This is a genomic window from Actinoplanes sp. NPDC004185 (assembly GCF_053603475.1).
The window spans coordinates 77559-100320 of the sequence record NZ_JBSGFR010000004.1 but is presented as its reverse complement, the minus strand read 5'-3'; the positions used below and the strand labels follow the sequence as shown (position 1 = coordinate 100320).

Annotated in this window: 26 protein-coding genes and 2 tRNA genes; 10 read left to right on the top strand and 18 right to left on the bottom strand. The window is 70.0% G+C overall.

Features of this window, described 5'->3' with window-relative positions; translation table 11 throughout:
• Positions 1-12: 12 nt before the first annotated feature.
• Genes ACWEOZ_RS05710 through ACWEOZ_RS05700 form a run of 3 tightly spaced genes read right to left on the bottom strand, consistent with a single transcriptional unit; the run spans position 13 to position 2264 of the window.
• Positions 13-549, bottom strand: a complete 537-nt coding sequence (locus ACWEOZ_RS05710; RefSeq protein WP_451909581.1) for a VanZ family protein — start codon at positions 547-549, stop codon at positions 13-15.
• Positions 550-585: 36 nt separating this feature from the next.
• Positions 586-1485 (bottom strand): sulfurtransferase, encoded by a 900-nt coding sequence (locus tag ACWEOZ_RS05705; RefSeq protein WP_451909580.1) that lies wholly within the window; start codon positions 1483-1485, stop codon positions 586-588.
• Between the two features lie 5 nt (positions 1486-1490).
• Positions 1491-2264 carry an SGNH/GDSL hydrolase family protein gene (locus tag ACWEOZ_RS05700; RefSeq protein WP_451909579.1) on the bottom strand — a complete coding sequence of 258 codons (774 nt, stop codon included), beginning with the start codon at positions 2262-2264 and terminating at the stop codon, positions 1491-1493.
• A 129-nt stretch (positions 2265-2393) separates the two neighbouring features.
• Here ACWEOZ_RS05700 and ACWEOZ_RS05695 point away from each other — a divergent pair, with 129 nt between their 5' ends.
• The 4 genes from ACWEOZ_RS05695 to ACWEOZ_RS05680 are packed head-to-tail and all read left to right on the top strand — an operon-like array spanning position 2394 to position 5695.
• On the top strand, positions 2394-4118 hold the full coding sequence (locus tag ACWEOZ_RS05695) for a proline--tRNA ligase (RefSeq protein WP_451909578.1): 1725 nt from the start codon (positions 2394-2396) through the stop codon (positions 4116-4118).
• A gap of 51 nt (positions 4119-4169) precedes the next feature.
• Positions 4170-4562 (top strand): CBS domain-containing protein, encoded by a 393-nt coding sequence (locus ACWEOZ_RS05690; protein WP_451909577.1) that lies wholly within the window; start codon positions 4170-4172, stop codon positions 4560-4562.
• Positions 4563-4586: 24 nt separating this feature from the next.
• Positions 4587-5057, top strand: coding sequence for a SufE family protein (locus tag ACWEOZ_RS05685; RefSeq protein ID WP_451909576.1), 471 nt, complete (start codon positions 4587-4589; stop codon positions 5055-5057).
• Complete coding sequence (locus ACWEOZ_RS05680; RefSeq protein ID WP_451909575.1) at positions 5054-5695, top strand: DsbA family oxidoreductase; 642 nt, start codon at positions 5054-5056, stop codon at positions 5693-5695. The genes ACWEOZ_RS05685 and ACWEOZ_RS05680 overlap by 4 nt, the downstream gene beginning before the upstream one ends.
• A 29-nt stretch (positions 5696-5724) precedes the next feature.
• Here ACWEOZ_RS05680 and ACWEOZ_RS05675 read toward each other — a convergent pair whose 3' ends face one another.
• Complete coding sequence (locus ACWEOZ_RS05675; RefSeq protein ID WP_451909574.1) at positions 5725-6156, bottom strand: GNAT family N-acetyltransferase; 432 nt, start codon at positions 6154-6156, stop codon at positions 5725-5727.
• A gap of 335 nt (positions 6157-6491) precedes the next feature.
• Positions 6492-7040 carry a YbaK/EbsC family protein gene (locus ACWEOZ_RS05670; RefSeq protein WP_451909720.1) on the bottom strand — a complete coding sequence of 183 codons (549 nt, stop codon included), beginning with the start codon at positions 7038-7040 and terminating at the stop codon, positions 6492-6494.
• A 93-nt stretch (positions 7041-7133) separates the two neighbouring features.
• Between ACWEOZ_RS05670 and ACWEOZ_RS05665 the strand changes: the two genes are divergently transcribed.
• Positions 7134-7550: a hypothetical protein gene (locus ACWEOZ_RS05665; RefSeq protein ID WP_451909573.1), complete on the top strand. Its 417-nt coding sequence runs from the start codon at positions 7134-7136 to the stop codon at positions 7548-7550.
• A 6-nt stretch (positions 7551-7556) separates the two neighbouring features.
• Here the strand turns inward: ACWEOZ_RS05665 and ACWEOZ_RS05660 are convergent, their stop codons facing one another.
• The 3 genes from ACWEOZ_RS05660 to ACWEOZ_RS05650 all read right to left on the bottom strand — a co-directional run bounded on the left by ACWEOZ_RS05660 (position 7557) and on the right by ACWEOZ_RS05650 (position 10009).
• On the bottom strand, positions 7557-7952 hold the full coding sequence (locus ACWEOZ_RS05660) for an NUDIX hydrolase (protein ID WP_360814312.1): 396 nt from the start codon (positions 7950-7952) through the stop codon (positions 7557-7559).
• A 162-nt stretch (positions 7953-8114) separates the two neighbouring features.
• Complete coding sequence (locus ACWEOZ_RS05655) at positions 8115-9401, bottom strand: class I SAM-dependent methyltransferase (protein WP_451909572.1); 1287 nt, start codon at positions 9399-9401, stop codon at positions 8115-8117.
• A gap of 89 nt (positions 9402-9490) precedes the next feature.
• Positions 9491-10009, bottom strand: coding sequence for a helix-turn-helix domain-containing protein (locus ACWEOZ_RS05650; protein ID WP_451909571.1), 519 nt, complete (start codon positions 10007-10009; stop codon positions 9491-9493).
• 138 nt (positions 10010-10147) lie between these two features.
• Between ACWEOZ_RS05650 and ACWEOZ_RS05645 the strand changes: the two genes are divergently transcribed.
• From ACWEOZ_RS05645 to ACWEOZ_RS05630, 4 genes are all read left to right on the top strand, one after another.
• Complete coding sequence (locus ACWEOZ_RS05645) at positions 10148-10567, top strand: GNAT family N-acetyltransferase (RefSeq protein WP_451909570.1); 420 nt, start codon at positions 10148-10150, stop codon at positions 10565-10567.
• A gap of 221 nt (positions 10568-10788) precedes the next feature.
• Entirely contained in the window at positions 10789-11088 is a 300-nt protein-coding gene (locus ACWEOZ_RS05640; RefSeq protein WP_451909569.1) for a hypothetical protein, read from the top strand.
• Positions 11089-11145: 57 nt separating this feature from the next.
• Entirely contained in the window at positions 11146-11442 is a 297-nt protein-coding gene (locus ACWEOZ_RS05635; RefSeq protein ID WP_451909568.1) for a hypothetical protein, read from the top strand.
• Positions 11443-11447: 5 nt separating this feature from the next.
• Positions 11448-11684: a hypothetical protein gene (locus tag ACWEOZ_RS05630; protein WP_451909567.1), complete on the top strand. Its 237-nt coding sequence runs from the start codon at positions 11448-11450 to the stop codon at positions 11682-11684.
• Positions 11685-11695: 11 nt separating this feature from the next.
• Here ACWEOZ_RS05630 and ACWEOZ_RS05625 read toward each other — a convergent pair.
• The 6 genes from ACWEOZ_RS05625 to gyrB all read right to left on the bottom strand — a co-directional run bounded on the left by ACWEOZ_RS05625 (position 11696) and on the right by gyrB (position 17624).
• A tRNA-Ala gene (locus ACWEOZ_RS05625) sits at positions 11696-11768 on the bottom strand.
• Positions 11769-11782: 14 nt separating this feature from the next.
• On the bottom strand, positions 11783-11911 hold the full coding sequence (locus ACWEOZ_RS05620) for a DLW-39 family protein (protein WP_360546700.1): 129 nt from the start codon (positions 11909-11911) through the stop codon (positions 11783-11785).
• Between the two features lie 39 nt (positions 11912-11950).
• Positions 11951-12027: transfer RNA gene (locus ACWEOZ_RS05615), tRNA-Ile, on the bottom strand.
• A 98-nt stretch (positions 12028-12125) separates the two neighbouring features.
• Positions 12126-13019 carry a DUF3566 domain-containing protein gene (locus ACWEOZ_RS05610; protein WP_451909566.1) on the bottom strand — a complete coding sequence of 298 codons (894 nt, stop codon included), beginning with the start codon at positions 13017-13019 and terminating at the stop codon, positions 12126-12128.
• Positions 13020-13022: 3 nt separating this feature from the next.
• Positions 13023-15533 (bottom strand): DNA gyrase subunit A, encoded by a 2511-nt coding sequence (gene gyrA / locus ACWEOZ_RS05605; RefSeq protein ID WP_360546697.1) that lies wholly within the window; start codon positions 15531-15533, stop codon positions 13023-13025.
• 138 nt (positions 15534-15671) lie between these two features.
• Entirely contained in the window at positions 15672-17624 is a 1953-nt protein-coding gene (gyrB, locus tag ACWEOZ_RS05600) for a DNA topoisomerase (ATP-hydrolyzing) subunit B (RefSeq protein WP_451909565.1), read from the bottom strand.
• A gap of 532 nt (positions 17625-18156) precedes the next feature.
• Between gyrB and ACWEOZ_RS05595 the strand changes: the two genes are divergently transcribed.
• The gene (locus ACWEOZ_RS05595; protein WP_360546693.1) at positions 18157-18723 is read left to right on the top strand and encodes a hypothetical protein; all 567 of its coding nucleotides are present in this window, start codon (positions 18157-18159) and stop codon (positions 18721-18723) included.
• A 12-nt stretch (positions 18724-18735) separates the two neighbouring features.
• Here the strand turns inward: ACWEOZ_RS05595 and ACWEOZ_RS05590 are convergent, their stop codons facing one another.
• The 4 genes from ACWEOZ_RS05590 to dnaN form a co-directional block, all read right to left on the bottom strand.
• On the bottom strand, positions 18736-19206 hold the full coding sequence (locus tag ACWEOZ_RS05590; RefSeq protein ID WP_451909719.1) for a DUF721 domain-containing protein: 471 nt from the start codon (positions 19204-19206) through the stop codon (positions 18736-18738).
• 247 nt (positions 19207-19453) lie between these two features.
• Entirely contained in the window at positions 19454-20581 is a 1128-nt protein-coding gene (gene recF, locus ACWEOZ_RS05585; protein WP_451909564.1) for a DNA replication/repair protein RecF, read from the bottom strand.
• An 80-nt stretch (positions 20582-20661) separates the two neighbouring features.
• Entirely contained in the window at positions 20662-21534 is an 873-nt protein-coding gene (gene gnd / locus ACWEOZ_RS05580) for a phosphogluconate dehydrogenase (NAD(+)-dependent, decarboxylating) (protein ID WP_451909563.1), read from the bottom strand.
• 37 nt (positions 21535-21571) lie between these two features.
• Entirely contained in the window at positions 21572-22705 is a 1134-nt protein-coding gene (gene dnaN, locus ACWEOZ_RS05575) for a DNA polymerase III subunit beta (RefSeq protein ID WP_451909562.1), read from the bottom strand.
• Positions 22706-22762: the final 57 nt, after the last annotated feature.

The window sequence follows — 22762 nt, the reverse complement described above, 5'->3', positions numbered from 1 at the left end:
GCGCTGAGGCGCTCAGGGTACCGGCACGGTCTGACCTTCGGTGTCCGCCTTTTCCGTGACCCACCACCGGCCCGAACAGGCGGCCGCGAGCACCGCACCGGCCGTGTTGACGATCACGTCGTCCACGCTGGAGACCCGGCCGATGGCCAGCACCCACTGCAGGGCCTCGATCACGACCGCACTGACCGCGGCGATCGCCATGACGCACAGCAGCGAGGCAGCCCAGCTGAACCGGATGGGCAGGAAGAAACCGACCCCGGCCAGGACCGCCAGGTTGCCGGCGAACTGCGCGACCGCCGTGCCCGGATCCCCGGAGAACCAGGACGGCAGGTCGTGCAGCGGCACGAGGTCGATCGACCGCGGCGTGCCCTGCGGGGTGAAGAGCATGCCGATGAACGGCAGCGTCCAGCAGAGCAGACCGACCTCGGCGAGAGCTTCGCGCCGGGACCGGCTCCGGCGCCGCCACCGGTACGCAGCGACGGCGGCCGGCGGCAGGAGCAGCAACGTGGCGAGGATCGTGGCGCTGTGATCCCGCCAGGCTGCTCCCATGCCGCCGAATCTAGGCGGCGGCCGCCACGCGGACCGTCAGGAGAGACCGCCCGGCTCGGCGCCCTTGGCGATGGGAGCGCGCACGAGGTTGCCCCACTCGGTCCAGGAGCCGTCGTAGTTGCGGACCTGCGGATAGCCGAGCAGGTGGTGCAGCACGAACCAGGTGTGGCTGGACCGCTCGCCGATCCGGCAGTACGCGATCACGTCATCACCGGTCTCCAGCCCCAGCTCGTCCCGGTAGATCTTGGTGAGCTCGTCGGCCGGCTTGAAGGTGCCGTCCTCGTTGGCCGCCGACTTCCACGGCTTGCTGAGCGCACCGGGGATGTGCCCGCCGCGCAGCGCACCCTCCTGCGGGTACGCCGCCATGTGGGTCAGCTCGCCCGTGTATTCCTGCGGGGACCGCACGTCGACCAGCGGGCGACCGCTCGAGATGTGGGCCATGACCTGGTCCCGGAACGCGCGCAGCGGGCCGTCCTCGCGCTGCGGCACCGGATAGGTCGCCGGGGCGCGCTCGGTGCGGTCGCGGGTCAGCTCGCGGCCCTCGGCCACCCACTTCTGCCGGCCGCCGTCGAGCAGGCGCACGTCGCGGTGCCCGAACAGGCTGAAGACCCACAGGGCGTACGCCGCCCACCAGTTGAAGTTGTCGCCGTAGAACACGATCGTGTCGTCCCGGCCGATGCCCTTGGCCTCGCACATCGCGGCGAACGCGGCCGGGTCGAGATAGTCCCGGGTGAGCTGGTCGTTGAGCTCGAGATGCCAGTCGACCTTGACCGAGCCGGGGATGTGACCGCTCTCGTAGAGCAGCACATCCTCGTCGGACTCGACGACCACGAGTCCGGGGGTGTCCAGGTGGGCGGCGAGCCACTCGGTGGTGACCAGCTTGTCGGGGTGGGCGTACGCCTGCAGGGCCGGCGCCGGATCGTTCTCTACTGACATGTCACTCACGCTATCGCTTCGATGGGACGCAGCTCGGGACGCTTAGCCGTCACGAGATCACCGGAGGAGGCGCCGGCGAGCCGCCGTTTGATCCAGGGTGCGAGGTGCTGCCCGGCCCAGCGCAGGTCGGCCCCGCGGGCCAGCAACCACGGGGTGGGCGCCGGCATCGGCGGCACGAGCAGCCACTCCTCGTCGACACCGACACCGAGGGCGTCGAGCACGTGGGCGGCGACCCGGCGGTGCCCGGCCGCGGACAGGTGCAGGCGGTCAGAGCTCCACAGCAGCGGATTGTGGAAGGCGTCGTCGGCGAAGAGGTCGATCAGGATGGCGCCGTGCCGGTCGGCCAGCTCTCGGGCGCCGTCGTTGAGGGCGGCGGCCCGGGGCCCGACGATGCGCTGGCCGGGCAGGTGGACAGTGACGTCCGCGAACCGGAACAGGATCACGTCGGCCCCAGCCGCCCGCAGCTGCGCGATCGCCGGATCGATCCGCTGGACCAGCCCGTACGCGTCGACCCGCCGGCGCAGGATGTCGTTGCCCCCCGCCGCGAAGCTCACCAGGCTGGGCCGCATGGCCAGCGCGGGGCCGAGCTGCTCGGTGAGGACCTGGTCGAGCACGTTGCCGCGGACGGCGAGGTTGGCGTAACCGAAGCCGGGGCCGGCGTCGACGGCGAGCCGGGCGGCCACCAGATCGGCCCACCCGCGATAGGTGCCGTCCGGGTACGAATCGTCCATGCCCTCGGTGAAGCTGTCGCCCAGCGCCACGAAGTTGTTCCAGCTCATGGCCACTTCCCCCGTTCCGTGCGGCCGCTTCAGCCAGTTTTGCACCGGCCCGGCCGCCCGTCAGCGTGACGCTGGCGACACCGGATAACCGGATGATTCCTGTCGGTGGTGGCTTCTAGGCTTCGTCGCATGCTGCTGCGGATGTCCAGGATGCTGCTCAAGACCCTGCGCGAGGAGCCGGCCGAGGCGGAGGTGCCGAGTCACCGGCTGCTGCTGCGGGCCGGTTACATCCGGCGCTCGGCTCCGGGCGGCTACACCTGGCTGCCGCTCGGCAAGCTCGTGCTGGACCGGATCACCGCGATCGTCCGCGAGGAGATGGCAGCGATCGGCGGCCAGGAGGTGTCCTTCCCGGCCCTGCTCCCCCGCGAGCCGTACGACGTGACCGGCCGCTGGACCGAGTACGGCGACGATCTGTTCAAGCTCAAGGACCGCCGCGGCGCGGACTTCCTGCTGGCGCCCACCCACGAGGAGATGTTCGCCCTGCTGGTGCAGGACATGACCAGCTCCTACCGGGACTTCCCGCTGATCCTGTTCCAGGTGCAGACCAAGTTCCGCGACGAGGCCCGCCCGCGCGCCGGTCTGCTGCGCGGCCGCGAGTTCCTGATGAAGGACGCGTATTCGTTCGACCTCTCCGATGCCGGCCTGGCCGAGTCGTACGCCCGGCACCGCGCGGCGTACCAGCGCATCTTCGACCGCCTCGGCCTCGACCACACCATCGTGTCGGCGATGTCCGGGGCGATGGGCGGCTCGGCCTCGGAGGAGTTCCTGGCCACCTCCGAGGTGGGCGAGGACACGTTCGTGGCCTGCACCACCTGTGGTTACGCGGCTAACACCGAAGCCGTGGTGACCCCGGTCCCCGCTGTCCCGGAGCGCGAGCACCTCCCTCTGACCGTCCACGACACTCCAGAGACCCCGACGATCGCCGCACTCGTCGAGCTGGCCAACAAGGAAGCTCTCGACGGCCGCACCGACTGGACCGCGGCCGACACCCTCAAGAACGTCGTCGTCACCGTGCATCACCCCGGCCAGGAGGACAGCCTGCTGGTCATCGGCGTGCCGGGTGACCGCGAGGTCGACCTCAAGCGCCTCAACGCGGCCCTGAGCCCGGCGACCGCCACCATGTTCGACGACTTCGCCGCCCGGCCCGACCTGGTCAAGGGCTACATCGGTCCGCAGGGCCTCGACGTGCGCTATCTCGCCGACCCCCGGGTGGCCCCCGGCACGGCCTGGCTCACCGGCGCCAACGAGCCCGGCCGGCACGCGACCTCGGTGGTCGCCGGCCGCGACTTCACCCCCGACGGCACGATCGAGGCGGCCGAGGTCCGCGCCGGCGACAGCTGCCCGGCCTGCGGCGAGGGCGAGCTGGCCATCCGGCGCGGCATCGAGATCGGGCACATCTTCCAGCTCGGCCGCCGCTACACCGACGTCTTCTCGGTCGACGTGCTCGGCGCGGACGGCAAGCCGGTGCGCCCGACCATGGGCAGCTACGGCATCGGGGTCTCCCGTGCGGTTGCCGCCGTCGCCGAGCAGCACCACGACGACCGCGGCCTGCTCTGGCCGGACGAGGTCGCCCCGGCCGACGTGCACGTCATCGCGGCCGGCAAGGACGGGCAGAGCGACGCCGCCCTGGCCCTGGCCGCGGAGCTGACCGACCAGGGCCTGCGGGTGCTGGTCGACGACCGGCCGCAGCTGTCGGCCGGCGTGAAGTTCACCGACGCCGAGCTGATCGGCATCCGGCGCGTCGTGGTGGTCGGCCGCCGGCTGGCCGAGGGGTACGCCGAGGTCCGCGACCGCCGCACCAACGAGCGACACGATGTACCGATCGCCGACGTGGTGCGTGTAACGATCGGATAGCACGGGTACGGGCGAGACACGAGTGACATGAGAACGGGGAGGTCACCACCCATGGCGAGGACCACGGTCGCTGAGGTCATGACCAGGCGGGTGGTCTACCTGCCGGGCGACACCATGCTGGACGAGGCGGCGCAGGCGATGCGTGACCAGTCCATCGGCGATGTCGTGGTGACCGACGGCCCGACCATCTCCGGGCTGGTCACCGATCGCGACATCGTGGTGCGGGCCATCGCCGACGGCCGGCCGCCGAAGTCGACGACCCTGGCCTCGATCGCCACCCACGAGCTGATCATGATCGAGCAGTCGGCCGGAGTGGACGAGGCCATCCACGCGATGCGCGAGCGTGGCGTCCGGCGGCTGCTGGTCTGCGACGCGGACCGCAACGTGGTGGGCATCATCAGCCTCAGTGATCTGGCCCTCGTGCCGACCTCGGCCGCGGCCTGACCCCCTCGACGTAAGGTCGGAGCCGTGAGCGACATGCCTGCCAAACTGGCCGAGATCGTGGACGACTTCGCCTCCGCGCCGCGCGACGTGGTGCTGGAGATGCTGCTGGAGTTCTCCGACGCGGTGCCCCCGCTGCCCGACTCCCTCCGAGGCCACGAGGGCATGGAGCAGGTGCCGGAATGCCAGACGCAGTTCTTCCTGCGCGCCGAGGTGCAGCCCGACGACACGGTCCGCACCTACTTCGACTGCCCGCCCGAAGCGCCGACGACGCGGGCCTTCGCGGGCATCCTCGCCGAGGGCCTGGAGGGCGCGTCGACCAGCGAGATCCTGGCGGTGCCGGACGACCTCTACAACCGGATGGGGCTGGCCACGGCGATCAGCCCGCTGCGGATCCGCGGAGGCACGGCGATCCTCGGGCGGCTCAAGCGGCAGATCCGCGAGCAGGCCTCCTCCGACCGTCCCGCCGCCACCCCTGACCGGATTGAACAATCTTGAACATAGAGATCTGGTACGACCTCGTCTGCCCCTGGTGCTATCTGGGCAAGCGCCGGCTGGAGGCGGTGCTGCTCGGTTTCCCCGGTGGCGCGTCGATGACGTTCCGGGCGTACCAGCTCGACCCCGCGCCGGTCCCGGCGCCGTTGCCGATCAGGCAGGCCATGACAGCCAAGGTCGGCGACCCGCGGGAGGTCGACCAGATGATCGCGCACGTGACGGCGATCGTCCGCGGTGAGGCGCTGGCGCTCGACTACGACCGGGCGGTGGCGGCCAACACGTTCGACGCGCACCGGCTCGTGGCCTGGGCGGCGGCGCAGGAGCTGCAGCTCAACATGATCGAAACCTTGCAGCACGCGCACTTCGCGCTGGGGGCCGACCTCGGCTCGCATGCCGAGCTGGCCCAGCTGGCCGGGTCGATCGGGCTCGACGCGCGGGCGGCGTTCGCCTATCTGGCCTCGCCGGCCGGCACGGATGCGGTCAACGCCGATCTGGCCGAGGCGCGCGAGCTGGGGATCACCAGCGTGCCGACCTACGTGGTCGACCGGAGGTTCGTCATCCAGGGCGCGCAGGAGCCGGCGGCGTTGCGGTCGGCCCTGGAGGAGATCGCCCGGCGAGAGGCCGTCGATCCCGCTCGATGAGCGGGCCGCTCACCGTTTCACGTGAAACGTTATTGATCGTTATGGATGGCACGGATCATGGCGATGCGCTTCTCGGGGTCCAGGCCATGGGCGGCTTCCTCGATCATCAGGGCTTGCAGCTCGGGCCTTTGCTCGGCACCCGGCAGCACGGTGAAGCCGAGCCGCTCGTAGTACGGGCCGTTCCACTGCACATCGCGGAAGGTCGTCAGGGTGAGGGCGGGTAGGTCCCGGCCTGCGGCCCAGCGTTCGACGTGGTCGATGAGGGTGCGGCCGATCCGCTGGTGGGCGTGGTCGGGATGGACGCTGACCTGCTCGATGTGCGCATTGCCGTCGATCCGCTTGACCAGGATGAAGGCGATCGGGTGGTCGTCGGGATCGACCGCCACCCAGGCGAGACCGGCACGCTGATAGTCGGTCAGGACCTCGATGGTGGGGTCGGGATCGTCGGCTATGTCGTCCATGCCGATGGCACGGAAGAGCTCGCCGGCGGCGTGCTCGATCCGCTGGATGACGGCCAGGTCGGCGGGCCGCGTCGGCCGGATATCCCTCACGCCTCTGACCGAACCAGGACGGCGTCAAGCGGTCCACTCAATTCCCCGCCCGGTCCAAGCTCATCGACCACCCTGCTCGCCAGGATCATTCCGGTGAGGCCTCGCGGCTGAGCCCGCCGACCAGCCTGCGCGCCAGAATCACGGCCCAGCCGGCTCCCGCGCGCAAGTGCGCCTACAACTCAGCGCGCCCGGATCACATCACAGGCGAGTCCGCCAACCAGCCAGCGCGCCTGAATCACGCGGGGTCAGATCTCGCGGGCGAGCCCGTCGATGACCTCCGCGCCGGGCAGCGCGCCCAGCGCCGGCCCCGCGATGGCGATCTTGCTGTGCCGCACTCCCGAACCGATGATCACGTGCGGCGTCGCGACAACCCGCGCGTCGACCAGCACCGGCCACGACTGCGGCAGCCCGATCGGCGTGATGCCCCCGTACTCCATGCCCGTGAGCCGCACCGCGTCGTCCATCGGCGCGAAGCTCGCCTTGCGGACGTCCAGGTGCCGGCGCACGATCCCGTTCACGTCGGCGCGGGTGGTCGCCAGGACGACGCAGGCCGCGTACCGGGTGATCTCGCCGCGGCGGCCCGCCACGATCACGCAGTTGGCCGACTCCCCGAGCGTCACGCCGTACGCCTCGCAGAAGGCGGCCGTATCGGCCAGGTCCGCGTCGATGGGCGCGACCAGCACCTGGTCCCCGTCGATGGGCGCCTCCGCCGGCCACACCTCCAGCGCGGCCGCGACCGGCGCCGCGAGCAGGTCGAGCCGGGACATCGCGGGTTCGAGCTTCAGGGTTCCGATCACGTCGGACATCCTCCCCCGAACCGCCCTCTGATAACCAGAAAGTCACCCCGCTCCTCAGGCCGGGCGAGATCTTGCCGACTGTCAGTGGGTGTGGAGGAGAGACGCAGTGCACGGGTAGGGACCGTCAGCGGTCTCGCTCTGCTGACCGGCGGCACGGCCGTCGCGGCAGTGGCCGGCGGCGCCCACTCCGTCTTCTCCACCGTGCTGCTCGGCCTGCTCGCTCTCGGGATGGGCCACGCGCTCCTGACGGAGATCCAGCGGCAGGCGCGCCGCCGCGGCCTCGGCGGCTGGGCCGCCCAGGACACGATCAACACTGCGTTGCTCGCCTGCTGGGCGGTGGGCGCGCTGAGCATGACGCTCCTGGCCGTCGCGCCGATCACGGTCCGGGCCGTGGGAGCCCTGCTGACTCTGGGGTACGCGCTGAGCTGCGCCTACTTCGTCCTCGAACGCCGTCGCACGATCACGTTGCCGGCCACCGAAACCGCGACCGCCCAGGCCGACCAGTAAACCGGGTCAGTCCACCGGCAGCGCGACGATCATCGGCGGGATCGGCAGGCCGGGCCCGTCCGGGCGTACGTCGGGCAGTGGCACCCAGTCCAGCCCGACCGGCAGCGGACCGCCGACGTGCGCCCCGAGCTGCGGCTCACCGTCCGCCACGGTCACCGCGAAGACCGACGTCATCCCCGACGGGTACGGCGTGTCCAGCAGGTACCGCGCTTCCTTGACCACCAGGCCGACCTCTTCGAGCACCTCGCGGCGTACCGCATCCTCGGCGGTCTCGCCCGGGTCGATGCCGCCGCCGGGCAGCGTCCACCATTCCCGGTTGCCGTCACGCAGGCTGCGCTCGTGCACCATCAATACCCGGCCGTCCCGCACGATGATGGCCGCGGCTCGCTTCCGTCCACTCACGAATGAAGGCTAACTGTCAGACCGTGGCCGTATGGTCACGGGCAACCGACGGTGAGGTCGCCGGCCAGTGCACGGACGTCTCTTTCCGGACCCGGCCGACCCCTCCGACCGGCGCTTTCTCGGTGGCCGACCGATCCGGACAGCACCTTGCCGTGGCAACGGTCACATCGATGCACCCAACCACTCTCTGCGGGTCGGCGGCATGTGGCTGGTGCCGTCCCGGCGCGCCCGCACGCACAACACCTGGTTGACCCCGATCCGCGCCTGCTCGAACGACATCGCCGAAGCCGCCATGTACAACCGCCAGACCCGGGCCCGTCCCGCCCCCGCCAGCCGCACGGCCGTCGACCAGTTCGCTTCGAGGTTGGCGACCCAGGCCCGCAGCGTCCGCGCGTAGTGCTCACGCAGCGCCTGCACGTCCCGAACCTCGAAACCGGCCCCCTCCAGCAGCGACACCGTCGTGCCCAGCGGCGCCAGCTCCCCGTCCGGGAAGACGTACCCGTCGATGAACGAGCGCCGCTTCCGTTCGGCCGGGGGTGCCGGGTGCAGGGCGGCGATCTGGTGGTTGAGCAGCCGTCCACCTGGTCTGAGCTGCCGGAACAGGATGGCGGCGTACTCGGCGTACGGGCCGGTGCCGACGTGTTCAGCCATGCCCACGCTGGAGATGGCGTCGAACGGGCCGTCGTCGATGTCGCGGTAGTCCTGGATCCGGATCTCCACGTGCGCGGTCAGCCCGGCCTCGGCCACCTGCTTGCGGGCGTGGTCGGCCTGCTCGGCCGACAGCGTGATGCCGACGACGTCGACGCCGTACTCGCGGGCCGCGTGCAGGGCGAGCCCACCCCAGCCGCAGCCGACGTCCAGCAGCCGCATGCCCGGTCCCAGCTCCAGCTTGCGGCAGATCAGGTCGAGCTTGTCGCGCTGCGCGTCGGCCAGCTGGTAGCCGGGGTCCGTGCTGGTCCAGTAGGCGCAGGAGTAGACCATGGTCTCGCCGAGCACGAGCCGGTAGAAGTCGTTGCCGGCGTCGTAGTGGTGGCTGATCGCCTGGCGGTCGCGACCCCGGCTGTGCCGGGAGCCGCGCATCGCGATCTCCTCCGCTGGCGGCTTGGGCTGCGGTCCGAGCAGACCGAGGCGTACGAGGTCGGCGGCGACAGCACGCTTGGGCAGCCCGTGGACGTCGGCACCGCGGAAGATCAGCCCGGCGAGCCGGCCGAGCGCGTCGTAGAGGTCACCCACCACGTCGAGGTCGCCGGAAACGTACGCCCGGGCCAGGCCGAGCTCGTCGGGCCGCCAGATGAGCCGGCGGAGGGCGCGTCTGTTCCGGATGAACAGGATCGGCGTACCTGTGGGGCCGGTCTCGGATCCGTCCCAGGCGCGGAGGCGGACCGGCAAGGCCGACTGCAGCAGGTCTTCCAGCAGTTCGCGCAGCTGGGCGGCGGTGGAAGAAGGCATCGAACCTCCCGGATGCCGACAGGATCTTAGTACGGCTAACTATTCACCCGGCAACCTTCGGTCAGAAGAGGCTGTGACGCACGAGTCAGTCAGACGCTGCGCAGCACCCGCTCGAACTTCTCCGGCGGCATCGACCGGGCGTGGTCCCGGCGGCTCTCCGCGAATGCCGCCACCACCGCCCGCCGTTCGCTCTCCGGCAGAATCCCGGCGAACGGCGACGTCTTCCGCAGCTCGACGGCGTAGGCGGCCGACGAGGTCAGCGCCTCCAGCACGGCCTCGACCCCCTGGTCCAGCACGGCGTCCCACCGGTCCAGCCACTCCCACGCCCGGCCCTCGGGGTGGATCCGCCGGAGCCGGCGCAGGTTGATCGCCGCGGCGGCCAGCACCGCCCCGGGATTGCGGACCAGCCGGCCGGCGACGGCCCGGTGCAGCCACAGCGTCTCCAGCTGGTCCCGGTCCATCCGCGGCTGGATCAGGGCCTCGACGTCGCAGCGGCGGATGCGCCGCCGCGAGCTGATCGTCACGTACGGCAACAGCCCCCGCAGGCAGAGGTCAACCACATGCGCCCGCGACGAACGCAGCAGCACAGCCGCCTCGCCAGTCGTCAACCACTCTCGTGTGCGCATCGTCACATGTGGATATTGACCGGATGCCCCGACCCACCGCAACAACCGAACGGCTCTTGACTCTTTCACGCGGTATCCGCCCCACTGGGCGGGGCTCCCGGTCCTCGTAAACTTCGCCGGGTGATTGTGCGGATGGGCGGCGCGGCGGATGTGGCTGCGCTCGCGGAGCTGCGGGACATGGGACCGGACGAGCTTGCGGCGTTCGCCGGCTGGGTGACGGCCCACGCGGACACCCACCTGCCGTTCGTCGCCGAGGTCGACGGTGCCGTGGTCGGCTCCGCCTGGTTGCACGTCGCGGAGCGGGTGCCCGGCCACGAGTCGCCGGATCGCCGGTACGGCGACGTCCAGTCGGTCATGGTCCGCGAAGAGCACCGCAACCGCGGCATCGGAGCCGCGTTGATGGCCGCGATCCTGGCCGAGGCCCGTCACCGCGGCCTGGAGCACGTGACCGTCCACTCGGGCCGCCGCGCAGTCGACTTCTACCTGCGCAACGGCTTCCACCATCACCGCCAGATCCTCATCTGGGAACCGGCCGGCTGACAGGCTTCCCGCGCTTCGTCATATCTGGGGGAAGTTGGGGATGACCCGATAACTGGAGCCAGTCGCCGCTGCGCGCAGGAGGTGCGGGAGCTCATGCCCGACCCCGAGACCGACGCGATGGTCAGCCGGACCGGCACGCGATAGCGCCGACGGGCGGACCTGGCCGCCACCTCACCGAACGGCTCTGTCGATGCGCACGGTCCAGATGCCATGATCGCCTCGTGTCGCTGTGGGACGTCGTCTGGCGCTTCGGAATTCCGCTCGTCGTGGTCGGCGGTGCCGCGGCAACCGTCCACGTCGGCCTTACCGACCGGCCCGACAGGTTCTCCCGGCCACGGGGCTGGCAGTGGGCGTGGATCGGGATCTGGTTGATGATGGCCGGCGACGCGGCGTTCGGCGAGAACCGGTGGTGGTTCGAGCGTGCTTGGAAGGGCGCAGCCGCCCTGCTGTTCGCTGTGGCCGCCGCAGCCGCCGCCTGGCGCCACCACCGATGGCGGAAGCGCGTGCCTCCGCTCGAGTGACCTGCCGGGAACCTCTGCCCGATGGACGCTCACGCGTGGTGGTGCTCGGGTCACAGAATGCACTTCGACCTGGCGACGAAGGCCTCGCCCGAGCAAGTGCGCGGCGCCCTCACGGACTTCACCGACCGCCGGCCGCAGATCTGGAATCGCACCCTGGACGCGAAGAAGTACGCGCTCCGCAACACCTGGGCGATCGCCCGGGAGAACACCCCAGGCTCACCGTTCTGGGCGGTCGCCCGCTACGACTGGTCCGAGCCGGCGGTGATCCGCTGGACGGTCCTGGAGAGCAGCTACGGCGGCAACGGCTTCGCCAAGATCGCCACCCGCGCCTACGGCTGCCACTCCTCGCGGTAACCGGCATGGAGGTGGCTGTCCAGGAGGGCATCGCCACCGAACGTGTGGCCCACGTAGGCGTACCTGTGCTCGTCCTCATCGACACGGGCCTGGAGGAACCTGACGAGGTCATCCATCCGCTCATCCTCGCGCACGACCATCGCTGGGACTCACGCCGCAACCGACCCCTGAACGTGGGATTACTCGCGGCGCGGTTGATGCACCGTCATCCAACGATCTTGGAATTTCGTTGGGCCTGGTGAGTCCGGCTTTGTGGAGCCCAGGGGACTTGAACCCCTAACCCCCGCCTTGCAAAGGCGGTGCTCTGCCAGTTGAGCTAGGGCCCCCGGTAGGTGGGGCTTCAGCGCAGGTCGGGCGCCGTCGTCGCCTCGTGCCACAGGGCGCGCTCGTCGCTGGAGGCCTTGACCCTCTTGACGACCAGGGCCGCCGCGCCGACGACGCCGGCAACGATCAGGAGCTTCTTCAGCATGGCTGGATCCCCTTACATCTGCGGCGGGAGGGTGATGCTTGGTGGGGCTAGCTGGAATCGAACCAGCGACCTCAGAGTTATCAGCTCTGCGCTCTAACCGACTGAGCTATAGCCCCGTGACAGCGACACGAAGATTACCGTACCCCGTGGCGCTACCCAAAATTGGGGGCGGCCGCCGTGCTGACACGGCGGCCGCAACCACGATCGGGGTGGATCAGTCGCGCTCGGCGAGCGTCAGCTCGACGCCGCCGACCAGGTCGGCACACACGTTGTAGATGAACGCGCCCAGCGTGGCCAGTGCGGTGAAGAGCACCACGTTCACCGCGCCGATCAGCATCGACGTGCCGATGACGCCCCAGGCGGTGATGCGAAAGCCACCGCCGGCCGTCGCGGCCTCGGCGCCGCCGGTGGTGTTCACCAGGCTCTGCAGGCTGTTGTTGACCGTCTGCCAGACGCCCATAGCGTCCAGCGACAGGTACAGCACCGAGGTGGCCACGACCACGACGATGAACAGGACCACGGACACGGCGAAGGCGAACTTCATCACGGACCAGGGGTCGATCCGCTTGAGGTTCAGCCGGGCCCGGCGCGGGCCACGCGCCGCGGCCGACGTCACCGTCGAGCGCGCGGACCGGACCGCCTCGGTGACCCGTGCGGCACCGACAGCGGCCGAACCGCTGGCGGCCGCGTTACCCGTCGGGCGTTTGGGGGCCTCAGCGGGGCGCTGGGGCGCGGCACCGGGCTTCGCCGGGGGCTGAACCCCCGTGCGCCCGGCCTGCGCGCCCTGTGGCGCTGCTGCGGACCCGCCGCTCTTGCCCTTGGTGACGATCGGCACCGTGGCCGAGCCCTTGGCGACCGAAGGGCCCGCCGGGGCGGCCGGCGGTCGCTTCTGGTCGGCCTGACCGTCACTGTCGGCGGGCGGTTCACCCGGCGGCGGGGCCATGCCCGGCGCACGGGTGAACTTCGGCTGGGACGGGGCATCGGCGGGTACCGCCGCGCGGCCGGCTCCCTCGCGTCCGGTCGGTGCGGCGCCGTCCTTCTTCGGCTCCGCGTCGACCGGAGATGCCGAGGATCCCGGGCCCCCCGACTTCGCCTGTGTCTCCGGCATCAACTAGTCCTGTTCGTCAGGCTCGTCGGCATTGCGAGCAAGCGCCACGATGGTTACACCTTCTGGGAGGTCCATCAGCTTGACCCCCATTGTGTTCCGATCCCGCGTGCGCCGTACAGGCTTCACGGGAGTCCGGATGACACCACCATTGCTGGTGATGGCAAATAGTTCATCCTCCGGGTCGATCACGAGCGCTCCGACGAGCCCGCCACGACGCTCCGTGATCTTGGCCGTCAGCACACCCTTGCCGCCCCGGCCCTGCACCGGATACTCCTCGATCGGCGTCCGCTTCGCATACCCGCCGTTGGTCGCGACCAAAACGTCCATGCCCTCACGAACCACCTCCATCGCGAGGAGTTCGTCCGCCTCGCTGAAGCGCATGCCGATCACGCCCGAGGTCGCCCGCCCCATCGGTCGCAGCGCCTCGTCGGTCGCGTTGAACCGGATGGCCTGAGCCTTCTTCGAGACCAGGAGCAGGTCGTTCTCCGGCGCGGCCAGCGTGGCGCCCACCAATTCGTCATCCTCCCGCAGGTTGATGGCGATGATGCCACCGCTGCGGTTGGAGTCAAATTCCTCGAGGCGGGTCTTCTTCACGAGGCCATTCTTGGTGGCGAGCACAAGGTAGGGCTCGACCTGGTAGTCCGGGATCTGGATGACCTGCGCGATGTGCTCGTCCGGGAGGAAAGCGAGCAGGTTGGCGACGTGCTGGCCCTTCGCGACGCGGTTCGCCTCGGGCAGCTCGTAGGCCTTCGCGCGGTAGACCCGGCCCTTGTTGGTGAAGAACAGGATCCACGAGTGCGTGGAGATCACGAAGAAGTGGCTGACGATGTCGTCCTGCCGCAAGGATGCGCCGCTCACGCCCTTGCCGCCGCGCTTCTGCGAGCGGTACAGGTCCACCTTCGTGCGCTTCGCGTAACCAGTTCGTGTGATCGTCACCACAACGTCCTCGCGCGCGATGAGGTCCTCCATCGAGACCTCGCCGTCGAACGGGATGATCTGGGTCTTGCGGTCGTCGCCGAAGCGGGCCACGATCTCGGCCAGCTCCTCGGAGACGATCGCCCGCTGCCGCTCCGGCTTGGCCAGGATGTCCTTGAGGTCGGCGATCTCGATCTCGATGCGGGCCAGCTCGTCGATGATCTTCTGCCGCTCCAGCGCCGCCAGGCGCCGCAGCTGCATGTCCAGGATCGCGGTGGCCTGGATCTCGTCGACGTCGAGCAGCTGCATCAGGCCCTGGCGGGAATCCTCGACCGTCGGCGAGCGCCGGATCAGGGCGATCACCTCGTCGAGCATGTCCAGCGCCTTGACCAGGCCGCGCAGGATGTGCGCGCGCTCCTCGGCCTTACGCAGGCGGTAGGCCGTGCGCCGGCGGATGACGTCGATCTGGTGGTCGACGTAGTGCCGGATGAACTGGGCCAGGTTGAGCGTGCGGGGCACCCCGTCGACCAGCGCCAGCATGTTGGCGCCGAAGGTCTCCTGCAGCTGGGTGTGCTTGTAGAGGTTGTTCAGCACGACCTTCGCGACCGCGTCGCGCTTCAGGACCAGGATCAACCGCATTCCGGTACGCCCGGACGACTCGTCGCGGATGTCGGCGATCCCGGTGAGTTTGCCCTCCTTGACCAGCTCGGCTACCCGTTCGGCCAGGTTGTCGGGGTTCACCTGGTACGGCAGCTCGGTGACGACCAGGCACGGCCGGCCCCGGGCGTCCTCCTCGACCTCGACGACCGCGCGCATCCGGATCGAACCACGGCCGGTGCGGTAGGCGTCCTGAATCGCCTGCTGGCCGACGATCAGGCCGCGGGTCGGGAAGTCGGGTCCCTTGACGATGCCCAGGATCGCCTCGAGGGTGGTGGCCTCGTCGGCCTCCGGGTTGTCCAGGTACCACTGGACGGCGGCGGCGATCTCCCGCAGGTTGTGCGGCGGGATCTTGGTGGCCATCCCGACCGCGATGCCCTCGGAGCCGTTGACCAGCAGGTTCGGGAACCGCGCGGGCAGGATCGTGGGCTCCTTGGCCCGGCCGTCGTAGTTGTCCTGCATGTCGACGGTGTCCTCGTCGATGTCCCGCAGCATCTCCATGGCGAGCGGCGAGAGCTTCGACTCGGTGTAGCGCATGGCCGCCGGCGGGTCGTTGCCCGGCGAGCCGAAGTTGCCGTTGCCGTCGATCAGCGGGTAGCGCAGCGACCACGGCTGGCCCATCCGGACCAGGGCGTCGTAGATCGAGGAGTCACCGTGCGGGTGGTAGTTACCCATGACGTCGCCGACGACGCGGGCGCACTTGACGTAGCCGCGGTCGGGGCGGAAGCCGGCGTCGTACATCGCGTACAGGATCTTGCGGTGCACCGGCTTGAGGCCGTCCCGCACGTCCGGCAGCGCCCGCCCGACGATGACGCTCATCGCGTAGTCGAGGTACGAGCGCTGCATCTCGACTTCGAGGCCGACCGGCTCGACCCGCTGGCTCACTCCGCCGCCGGGCACGTCCTGGGGTTCCTCGGCGGGGGTCTCGGGAGTATCCGTCACAGTTAACCCTTACTAACAGTCAAACCCGACAAACGGCGTCAGGCTACGCATTTCGCTGTGGATAACGTTGTGGAAAGCGGTGATTCGCTGTGCATAACCCGAGGTGAGCGGCGTTGAGTGACGCCGCTCACCCGTACCTCAGATGTCGAGGAACCGCACGTCCTTGGCGTTGCGCTGGATGAACGAGCGCCGCGCCTCGACGTCCTCACCCATCAGGACGCTGAACAGCTCGTCCGCGGTGGCGGCGTCGTCGAGAGTCACCTGCTTCAGCGTGCGGGAGCCCGGGTCCATCGTCGTGTCCCACAGCTCGCGGAAGTTCATCTCGCCGAGACCCTTGAACCGCTGGATGTCGTCGGGCTTGGCGTTCGGCTTCTTCTGCTGGCGCAGCTCGATCAGGCCGTCCCGCTCCCGGTCGGAGTAGGCGTACTGGGCGTCGTCGCCGCGCTTGTTCCACTTGATCTTGTAGAGCGGCGGTGCGGCCAGGTAGACGTGGCCCAGCTCGACCAGCGGCCGCATGAAGCGGAACAGCAGGGTGAGCAGCAGCGTCTGGATGTGCTGGCCGTCCACGTCGGCGTCGGCCATCAGCACCACCTTGTGGTAGCGCAGCTTGGCGACGTCGAACTCCTCGTGGATGCCGGTGCCCAGGGCCGTGATCAGCGACTGGACCTCGTTGTTCTTCAGCACCCGGTCGATCCGGGCCTTCTCCACGTTGAGGATCTTGCCGCGGATCGGCAGGATCGCCTGGATCTGGCTGTCGCGGCCCTGCTTGGCCGAGCCGCCGGCCGAGTCACCCTCGACGATGAACAGCTCGGACACCCGCGGGTCGGTCGACTGGCAGTCGGCCAGCTTGCCCGGCATCGAGCCGGACTCCAGCAGCGACTTGCGCCGGGCCAGCTTGCGGGCCTGCTGCGCGGCGATCCGGGCTCGGGCCGCCTGCGAGGCCTTGGTGATGATCTGCTTCGCGTCGGCCGGGTTCCGGTCGAACCAGTCGGCGATCTGCTCATTGGCGATCTTCTGGACGAAGCTCTTCATGTTGGTGTTGCCGAGCTTCGTCTTGGTCTGACCCTCGAACTGCGGATTGGTCAGCTTCACCGAGATGATCGCGGCGAGCCCCTCGCGAATGTCTTCGCCCGACAGCTTCTCGTCGCCCTTGAGGAACTTCTTCTCAGCGCCGTACCGGTTGACGATGCTGGTCAGCGCGGCCCGGAAGCCTTCCTCGTGGGTGCCACCCTCGTGGGTGTTGATCGTGTTGGCGAAGGTGTAGACCGACTCGCCGTACGACTCGTTCCACTGCATGGCGATCTCGAGGGCCATGCCCTCGTCGTTCGCCTCGGCCTCGAACTCGATCACCGTCTTGTGGATCGGGGCCTTGGTCTGGTTGAGGTGGCGCACGAAGTCGGCGATGCCGTTCTCGTACATGAAGGTGACCTCGCGGGCCTTGCCCTCCTCGTCGACGAACTCGGGCCGCCGGTCGACCAGGTTGATCGTCAGGGCCTTGTTGAGGAAGGCGTACTCCTGGATCCGCCGGTAGATCGTCTGCCAGTCGAACTCGACCGTCTCGAAGATGGTCGGGTCCGGCCAGAACTGGACCATCGAACCGGTGCGCTCGGTCGACTCGCCCTTCTCCAGCGGCCCGGGCTTGGAGGCGGTGTAGTGCTGCCGGTAGACGTTGCCCGACTTGTGGATCTCCACGAACATCTTGGTGGAGAGGGCGTTGACCACCGAGACGCCGACGCCGTGCAGACCGCCGGAGACCGCGTACGCCTTGCCGTCGAACTTGCCACCGGCGTGCAGGACCGTCAGCGCGACCTCGACGCCGGGCTTCTTCAGCTTGGGGTGCAGGTCGACCGGGAAACCGCGGCCGTTGTCGGTGACGGAGACCCCGCCGTCCGGCAGCAGGACGACGTCGATGGTGTCGCAGTAGCCCGCGAGGGCCTCGTCGACGGCGTTGTCCACAACCTCCCAGACCAGGTGGTGCAGGCCCCGCTCGCCCGTGGAACCGATGTACATACCGGGGCGCTTGCGGACCGCCTCGAGACCTTCGAGCACGGTGATGGAACCGGCACCGTATTCCTGCGTGTTCTCTGCCACCCTCGGCCACTTTCTCGCGCCGGCCCGCGCGAGGCGGGCTGGTCACGGGGTTGGCGGGCGGCCGGCGGCCACCGGCGGGCAGGGCGAGCCACCGGCGACGAGCCGCGGGAAGAAAGCGGACCACCGGTGGAGCCGAGCGCGCCGGTCGCCGCGGTCACCCGCGGATCGTGATCGGCTGGAAAAATCGCGTAGCGTGACGGAGTGCCGTCACGGGGCGGACTTTCCCGGTCTCCGTCGATTCTACTCCGTCGGAGCCAGTTGTAGAGGGTCCGGCACCCTCGTCCGGGTACCTCAGATTGCCGTAGCGCGATTGAGGGCCACTCCCACGAGTCCCCCTACACGGAATGCGGGCCCCCCGCAACGGCGAACCTTTCGACGCCCGGACCGCGAGGCGCGCCTCCTCGCGGGTGGGGCCACGCGCTGCGACACTGCCTGACGACAGCAGGCGACGGTGTCGTAACCTCGCCCGCGCGGCCCGGTACACGGCCGGACGGGTCCGCAGCCCGGCAGTTCGAGGAGAGGTGAGCCCGCCATGGCGCTGGACAAGGGGCTGGACAACGTCGCCGTGCACTGGCCGCGGACGAACCGGTTCTACGACCCGGTCGCCCCCGCGGAGTTCGTCGACTTCGGCGCCGTCGCGGACGCGCCGGACATCGCCGCGCCCACCGGCGCGCTCGCGCTGCACATCGCCAAGACCGGCACGGTACGGGCGACCGCCTACACGGAGCTCGTCGACCTGCTGCTGGGGCTCGAGGGCGTCCTCTACGCCACCGACGCGGCCGCGGAGGACGAGGACCCGGTCATCGACCCGGACGGCTGCGCCTGGATCGCCGGCGGGCTGGAACGCTTCGTCGAGGGTCACCAGCCGTACGGCGACCTGGTCACCTTCGACAGCGTGGCGAACGTGATGCGGGCCGCGGTGGCCGGTGGACGCCTCGCCGAGCAGCAGCTGCGGTGGCTGGACCAGCGGCTGGCGGCGCTACGGGACGAGGCGGGCAACGCACCGCACTGGAGCTTCGCCCGTACGGAGCTGGCGGTGCTGTCCGGCTTCTACCGCCGTTGCGCCGAGCGGGGCTTCGCCGTCTTCGCCGACTACTGAGAAGCCGGGCTGTCAGCCGTACGTGTCGCGCGGGCCGCGGCCCTGCACCCGGCGCGGGCCCTTCGCCCAGGACGGCGCCGCCGGGCCGTGGATGTTGAGCTTGGTGACCACGTTGTGGCCGACCTCGGCGGCGATGCGCTTGAGGAGGTTGGCCGCGAGCAGGCGGAGCTGGGTGGCCCACGCGGTCGACTCGGCCTCCACGGTGAGCACGCCGGCGTCGAGCTTGACCGGGCGGCTGTGCTGGGCGACGTCCGGTCCCACGACCTTTTCCCAGGCGCCGAAGACCTTGGCCTCGGCGGCCGGCTTCTGCCAGCCGCGCTGCTTCATGATCCGCTCGAGCATCACCCCGAAGAGCTGCGGATCCCGCGGATCCGGCCCGGGCCCGGAATAGCCGCGCAACCGGCGGCCGGTGCCTTCGTCATTTCCGGTACGGCGTCGCGGCGCCTGTTGAGCGGCCCGTCGCCGGGCCAGCGCGGCGTCCAGGACCGCGCGGGCGAGCTCCGGTCCGACTGCTGTCCCGCCGTCCGCCGCGACTCCTGGTGCGCTCGTCGAGCTGTCCGGACCGGGCCGCCCGTCGGAAGCGGGCGCCGCGCTGCCTGGCCCGGCGCGGCCGGTTCCGCCGGTGCTCGATGCCGGCTTGCGGCCTGTCGCGTCTTTTGCGCCGCTGCCGCCACCGGTGGCCCGTCTTGCGGCGTCCCTGGCCGCGGCTGGCGGCTTTTCCGGGGTTGCCTCAGACACGGGTCACCGTTCCTGGTCCGACGTCGTAGCGGGCCCCCTGCAGGGTCGCCGGGACATCCTCCGGCACCGCGCAGGTCACCAGCAACTGCGTCGCGTCCGACACCAGCGCCGCCAGCCGCTCCCGGCGGCCCGAGTCCAGCTCCGCGAAGACGTCGTCGAGGACCAGCACCGGCTCGATACCGTCGGCGCGCAGCAGGTCGTACGCCGCCAGCCGCAGGGCCAGCGCGAACGACCAGGATTCGCCGTGGCTCGCGTACCCCTTGGCGGGCAGTTCGCCCAGGGTGAGGGAAAGATCGTCGCGGTGCGGGCCGACCAGGGTGACGCCGCGCTCGATCTCGTTCTGCCGCCGTTCGGCGAGCGAGGCGAGCAGCGCCTGCTCCAGCTGAGGGCGGTCCGGCGCCAGCGATTCGCCGAGCCGCGACGCGTACGCGATCGAGGCCGTCGACCGCCCGGCCGCCACCGCGTCGTAGGCCTTGGTCAGATGGGGACCCAGAGCCGCGGCCAGCTCGAGCCGGCCGGCCAGCAACTCGGCCCCGTGATGCGCCAGGTGCTGGTCCCAGACGGCGAGGGTCGACAGATCCTGCCCGCGCGTCCCGCCGACCTTGCGCGTCAGGTACGCCGTGCGGAGCAGGGCGTTGCGCTGCTTGACCACCCGGTCGTAGTCGGCGCGCACCCCGGCGAACCGGGGCAGCCGGGCCACCAGCAGATCGTCGAGGTAGCGCCGGCGCTCGGCCGGATCGCCGCGGACCAGCTCGAGATCCTCCGGCGCGAACAACACCATCCGCAGCGCGCCGAGCACCTCACGGGACCGGCGTACGGGTGACCTGTTGAGCCTGGCCCGGTTGGCCCGGCCGGGCACGATCTCCAGCTCGACCAGCAGCTCGCGACCATCGTGGACGATCTCGCTGCGGATCACCGCCGAGGTCGCGCCGGCCCGGACCAACGGGGCGTCGGTGGCCACCCGGTGACTGTCCAGAGTGGCCACGTAACCCAGCGCTTCGATCAGGTTGGTCTTGCCCATGCCGTTCTGGCCGACGAGCACCGCGACGCCGGGGTCGAAGTCGACCGTCACCCGCTCGTACGAACGGAAGTCGGTCAACTCGACCCGGCGAACGTACATCTCACTGTTTCCTTTGCAGTGCGGCGAAGCCGCCTGGGCTGCTCAGCTCCTATGCCGTGCGACCAGGCCGCCTGGACTGCTCAGCCGACGACGGCGTGGCCGCCGAACTGCTGGCGCAGAGCGGCGACGGCCTTCATGGCGGGCGAGTCGATCTGCCGCGACTCGAAGCGGGTGAACAGCGAAGCCGCGATGACGTGCAGCGGAACGGCCAGCCGGACCGCCTCGTCGACGGTCCACCGGCCCTCACCGGTGTCCTCGGCGTAGCCCTTGAGCTTGGCCAGCTCGGGGTCGCCGTCCAGCGCCCGGTCGAGCAGGTCGAGCAGCCAGGACTTGACGACGCTGCCCTCGCGCCAGCTCTTGATCGCGCCGGGCACGTTGTCCACGTACTCGGAGGCCTCGAGCAGCTCCCAGCCCTCGGCGAGGGCCTGCATCATGCCGTACTCGATGCCGTTGTGGACCATCTTGGTGTAGTGGCCGGCACCGACCGGGCCGGCGTGCACGAAGCCGTACGGGCCGGCGGGCTTGAGGGCCTCGAAGATCGGCATGCAGGTGGCGACGTTCTCCTCCGAGCCGCCGACCATCAGCGCGTAGCCGTTCTGGTTGCCCCAGATGCCGCCCGAGACGCCGCAGTCCATGTAACCGATGCCCTTGGGCGCGAGCCGGTCGGCCCGCGGCTGGTCGTCGGTGAACTTGGAGTTACCGCCGTCGATGATGATGTCCCCGGCGGACAGCAGTCCGCCCAGTTCGTCGATCGTGCTCTCGGTGATCTGACCGGCCGGCACCATCGTCCAGACCACCCGCGGCGCAGCGAGCTTGGAGACCATTTCGGCGATGCTGGCGACGTCGGAGACGTCCGGATTGCGGTCGTAGCCGACGACTTCGTGCCCGGCGGAACGGATCCGCCCGCGCATGTTGCCGCCCATCCGGCCGAGACCGACAAGGCCGAGCTGCATGGTGTTCCCCCTAGATGAGTGGTTCTTCCGCCCAGTATCAGCGGGTTACCCGGATCGGCATGATCAGATAGCGGTAACCCGGCACGATTTCGCCGTCTTCGGCCGCGGGGGAGATCACAGCGGGCTTGAACGCGTCGACGAACGAGAGTACGGCGGTCTGGGCGCCCAGGTTCTGCAATCCGTCGATCAGGTACTGCGGGTTGAAGCCGATGGTCAGCGGCTCGCCGGTGAAGGTGGCCTCCATGGCCTCGCTGGCCCGGGCCTCCTCGGTGCCGCCGGCCTCGACCACCAGGCCGTCCTCGCCGAAGCTGAGCAGCACCGGGGTGGTGCGCTCGGCGACCAGGGCGACGCGGCGGACCACCTCGACGAGCGAGGAGACGCTGACCCGGGCCTCGGCGTTGTGGCTGGCCGGGAAGAGGGAGCGGACCGGCGGGTAGTTGGCGCCGTCGAGCAGCCGGCTGGTCGTGCGCCGGGTGCCGCCCGCGAAGCCGATCATGCCCTCGCCGGCGTTGCCCTGCGCCAGGGCCAGGATGACGTCGCCGCCGAGCGGGCCCATCGTCTTGGCGGTGTCGTTCAGCGTCTTCGCCGGGACGAGCGCGTTGAGGCTGATGTCGGGGTCGTCGGGGCTCCACTGGAGCTCACGCATGGCGAGCCGGTAGCGGTCGGTGGCCAGCATCGCCATCGACGTGCCGTTCAGCTCGATCCGCACGCCGGTCATCATCGGCAGCGTCTCGTCGCGGCCGGCCGCGATGGCGACCTGCTGGACGGCCGAGGCGAAGGTCTGCGCGTCGACCGTGCCGGCGCTGGACGGCATCTCCGGCAGGGTCGGGTAGTCCTCGACCGGCATCGTCGGCAGCGTGAAGCGCGCGCTGCCGCAGACGAGCTCGAGATGCGCACCGACAGCGGCGATGTCCGCCGGCTTGTTCGGCAGTGCCTTGGTGATCTCAGCCAGCAGCCGGCCGGAGACCAGGGCGGCGCCGTCGGCGTCGGCCTGCACCTCCACGCTCACCTGGCTGGAGACCTCGTAGTCGAAGCCGGAGACGTGCAACCTGCCGTCGGTCACCCGCAACATGACGCCGGCGAGCACCGGCACCGACGGGCGGCTCGGCAGGCTCTTCGCCGTCCACGCCACAGCGTCGGCGAGTGCGTCTCGCTCCACCCGGAACTTCATGCCATGCCCTCCGCGTCACTCTTTCTCGGCGAACCAGCATCGGATGTGCTGATGGCG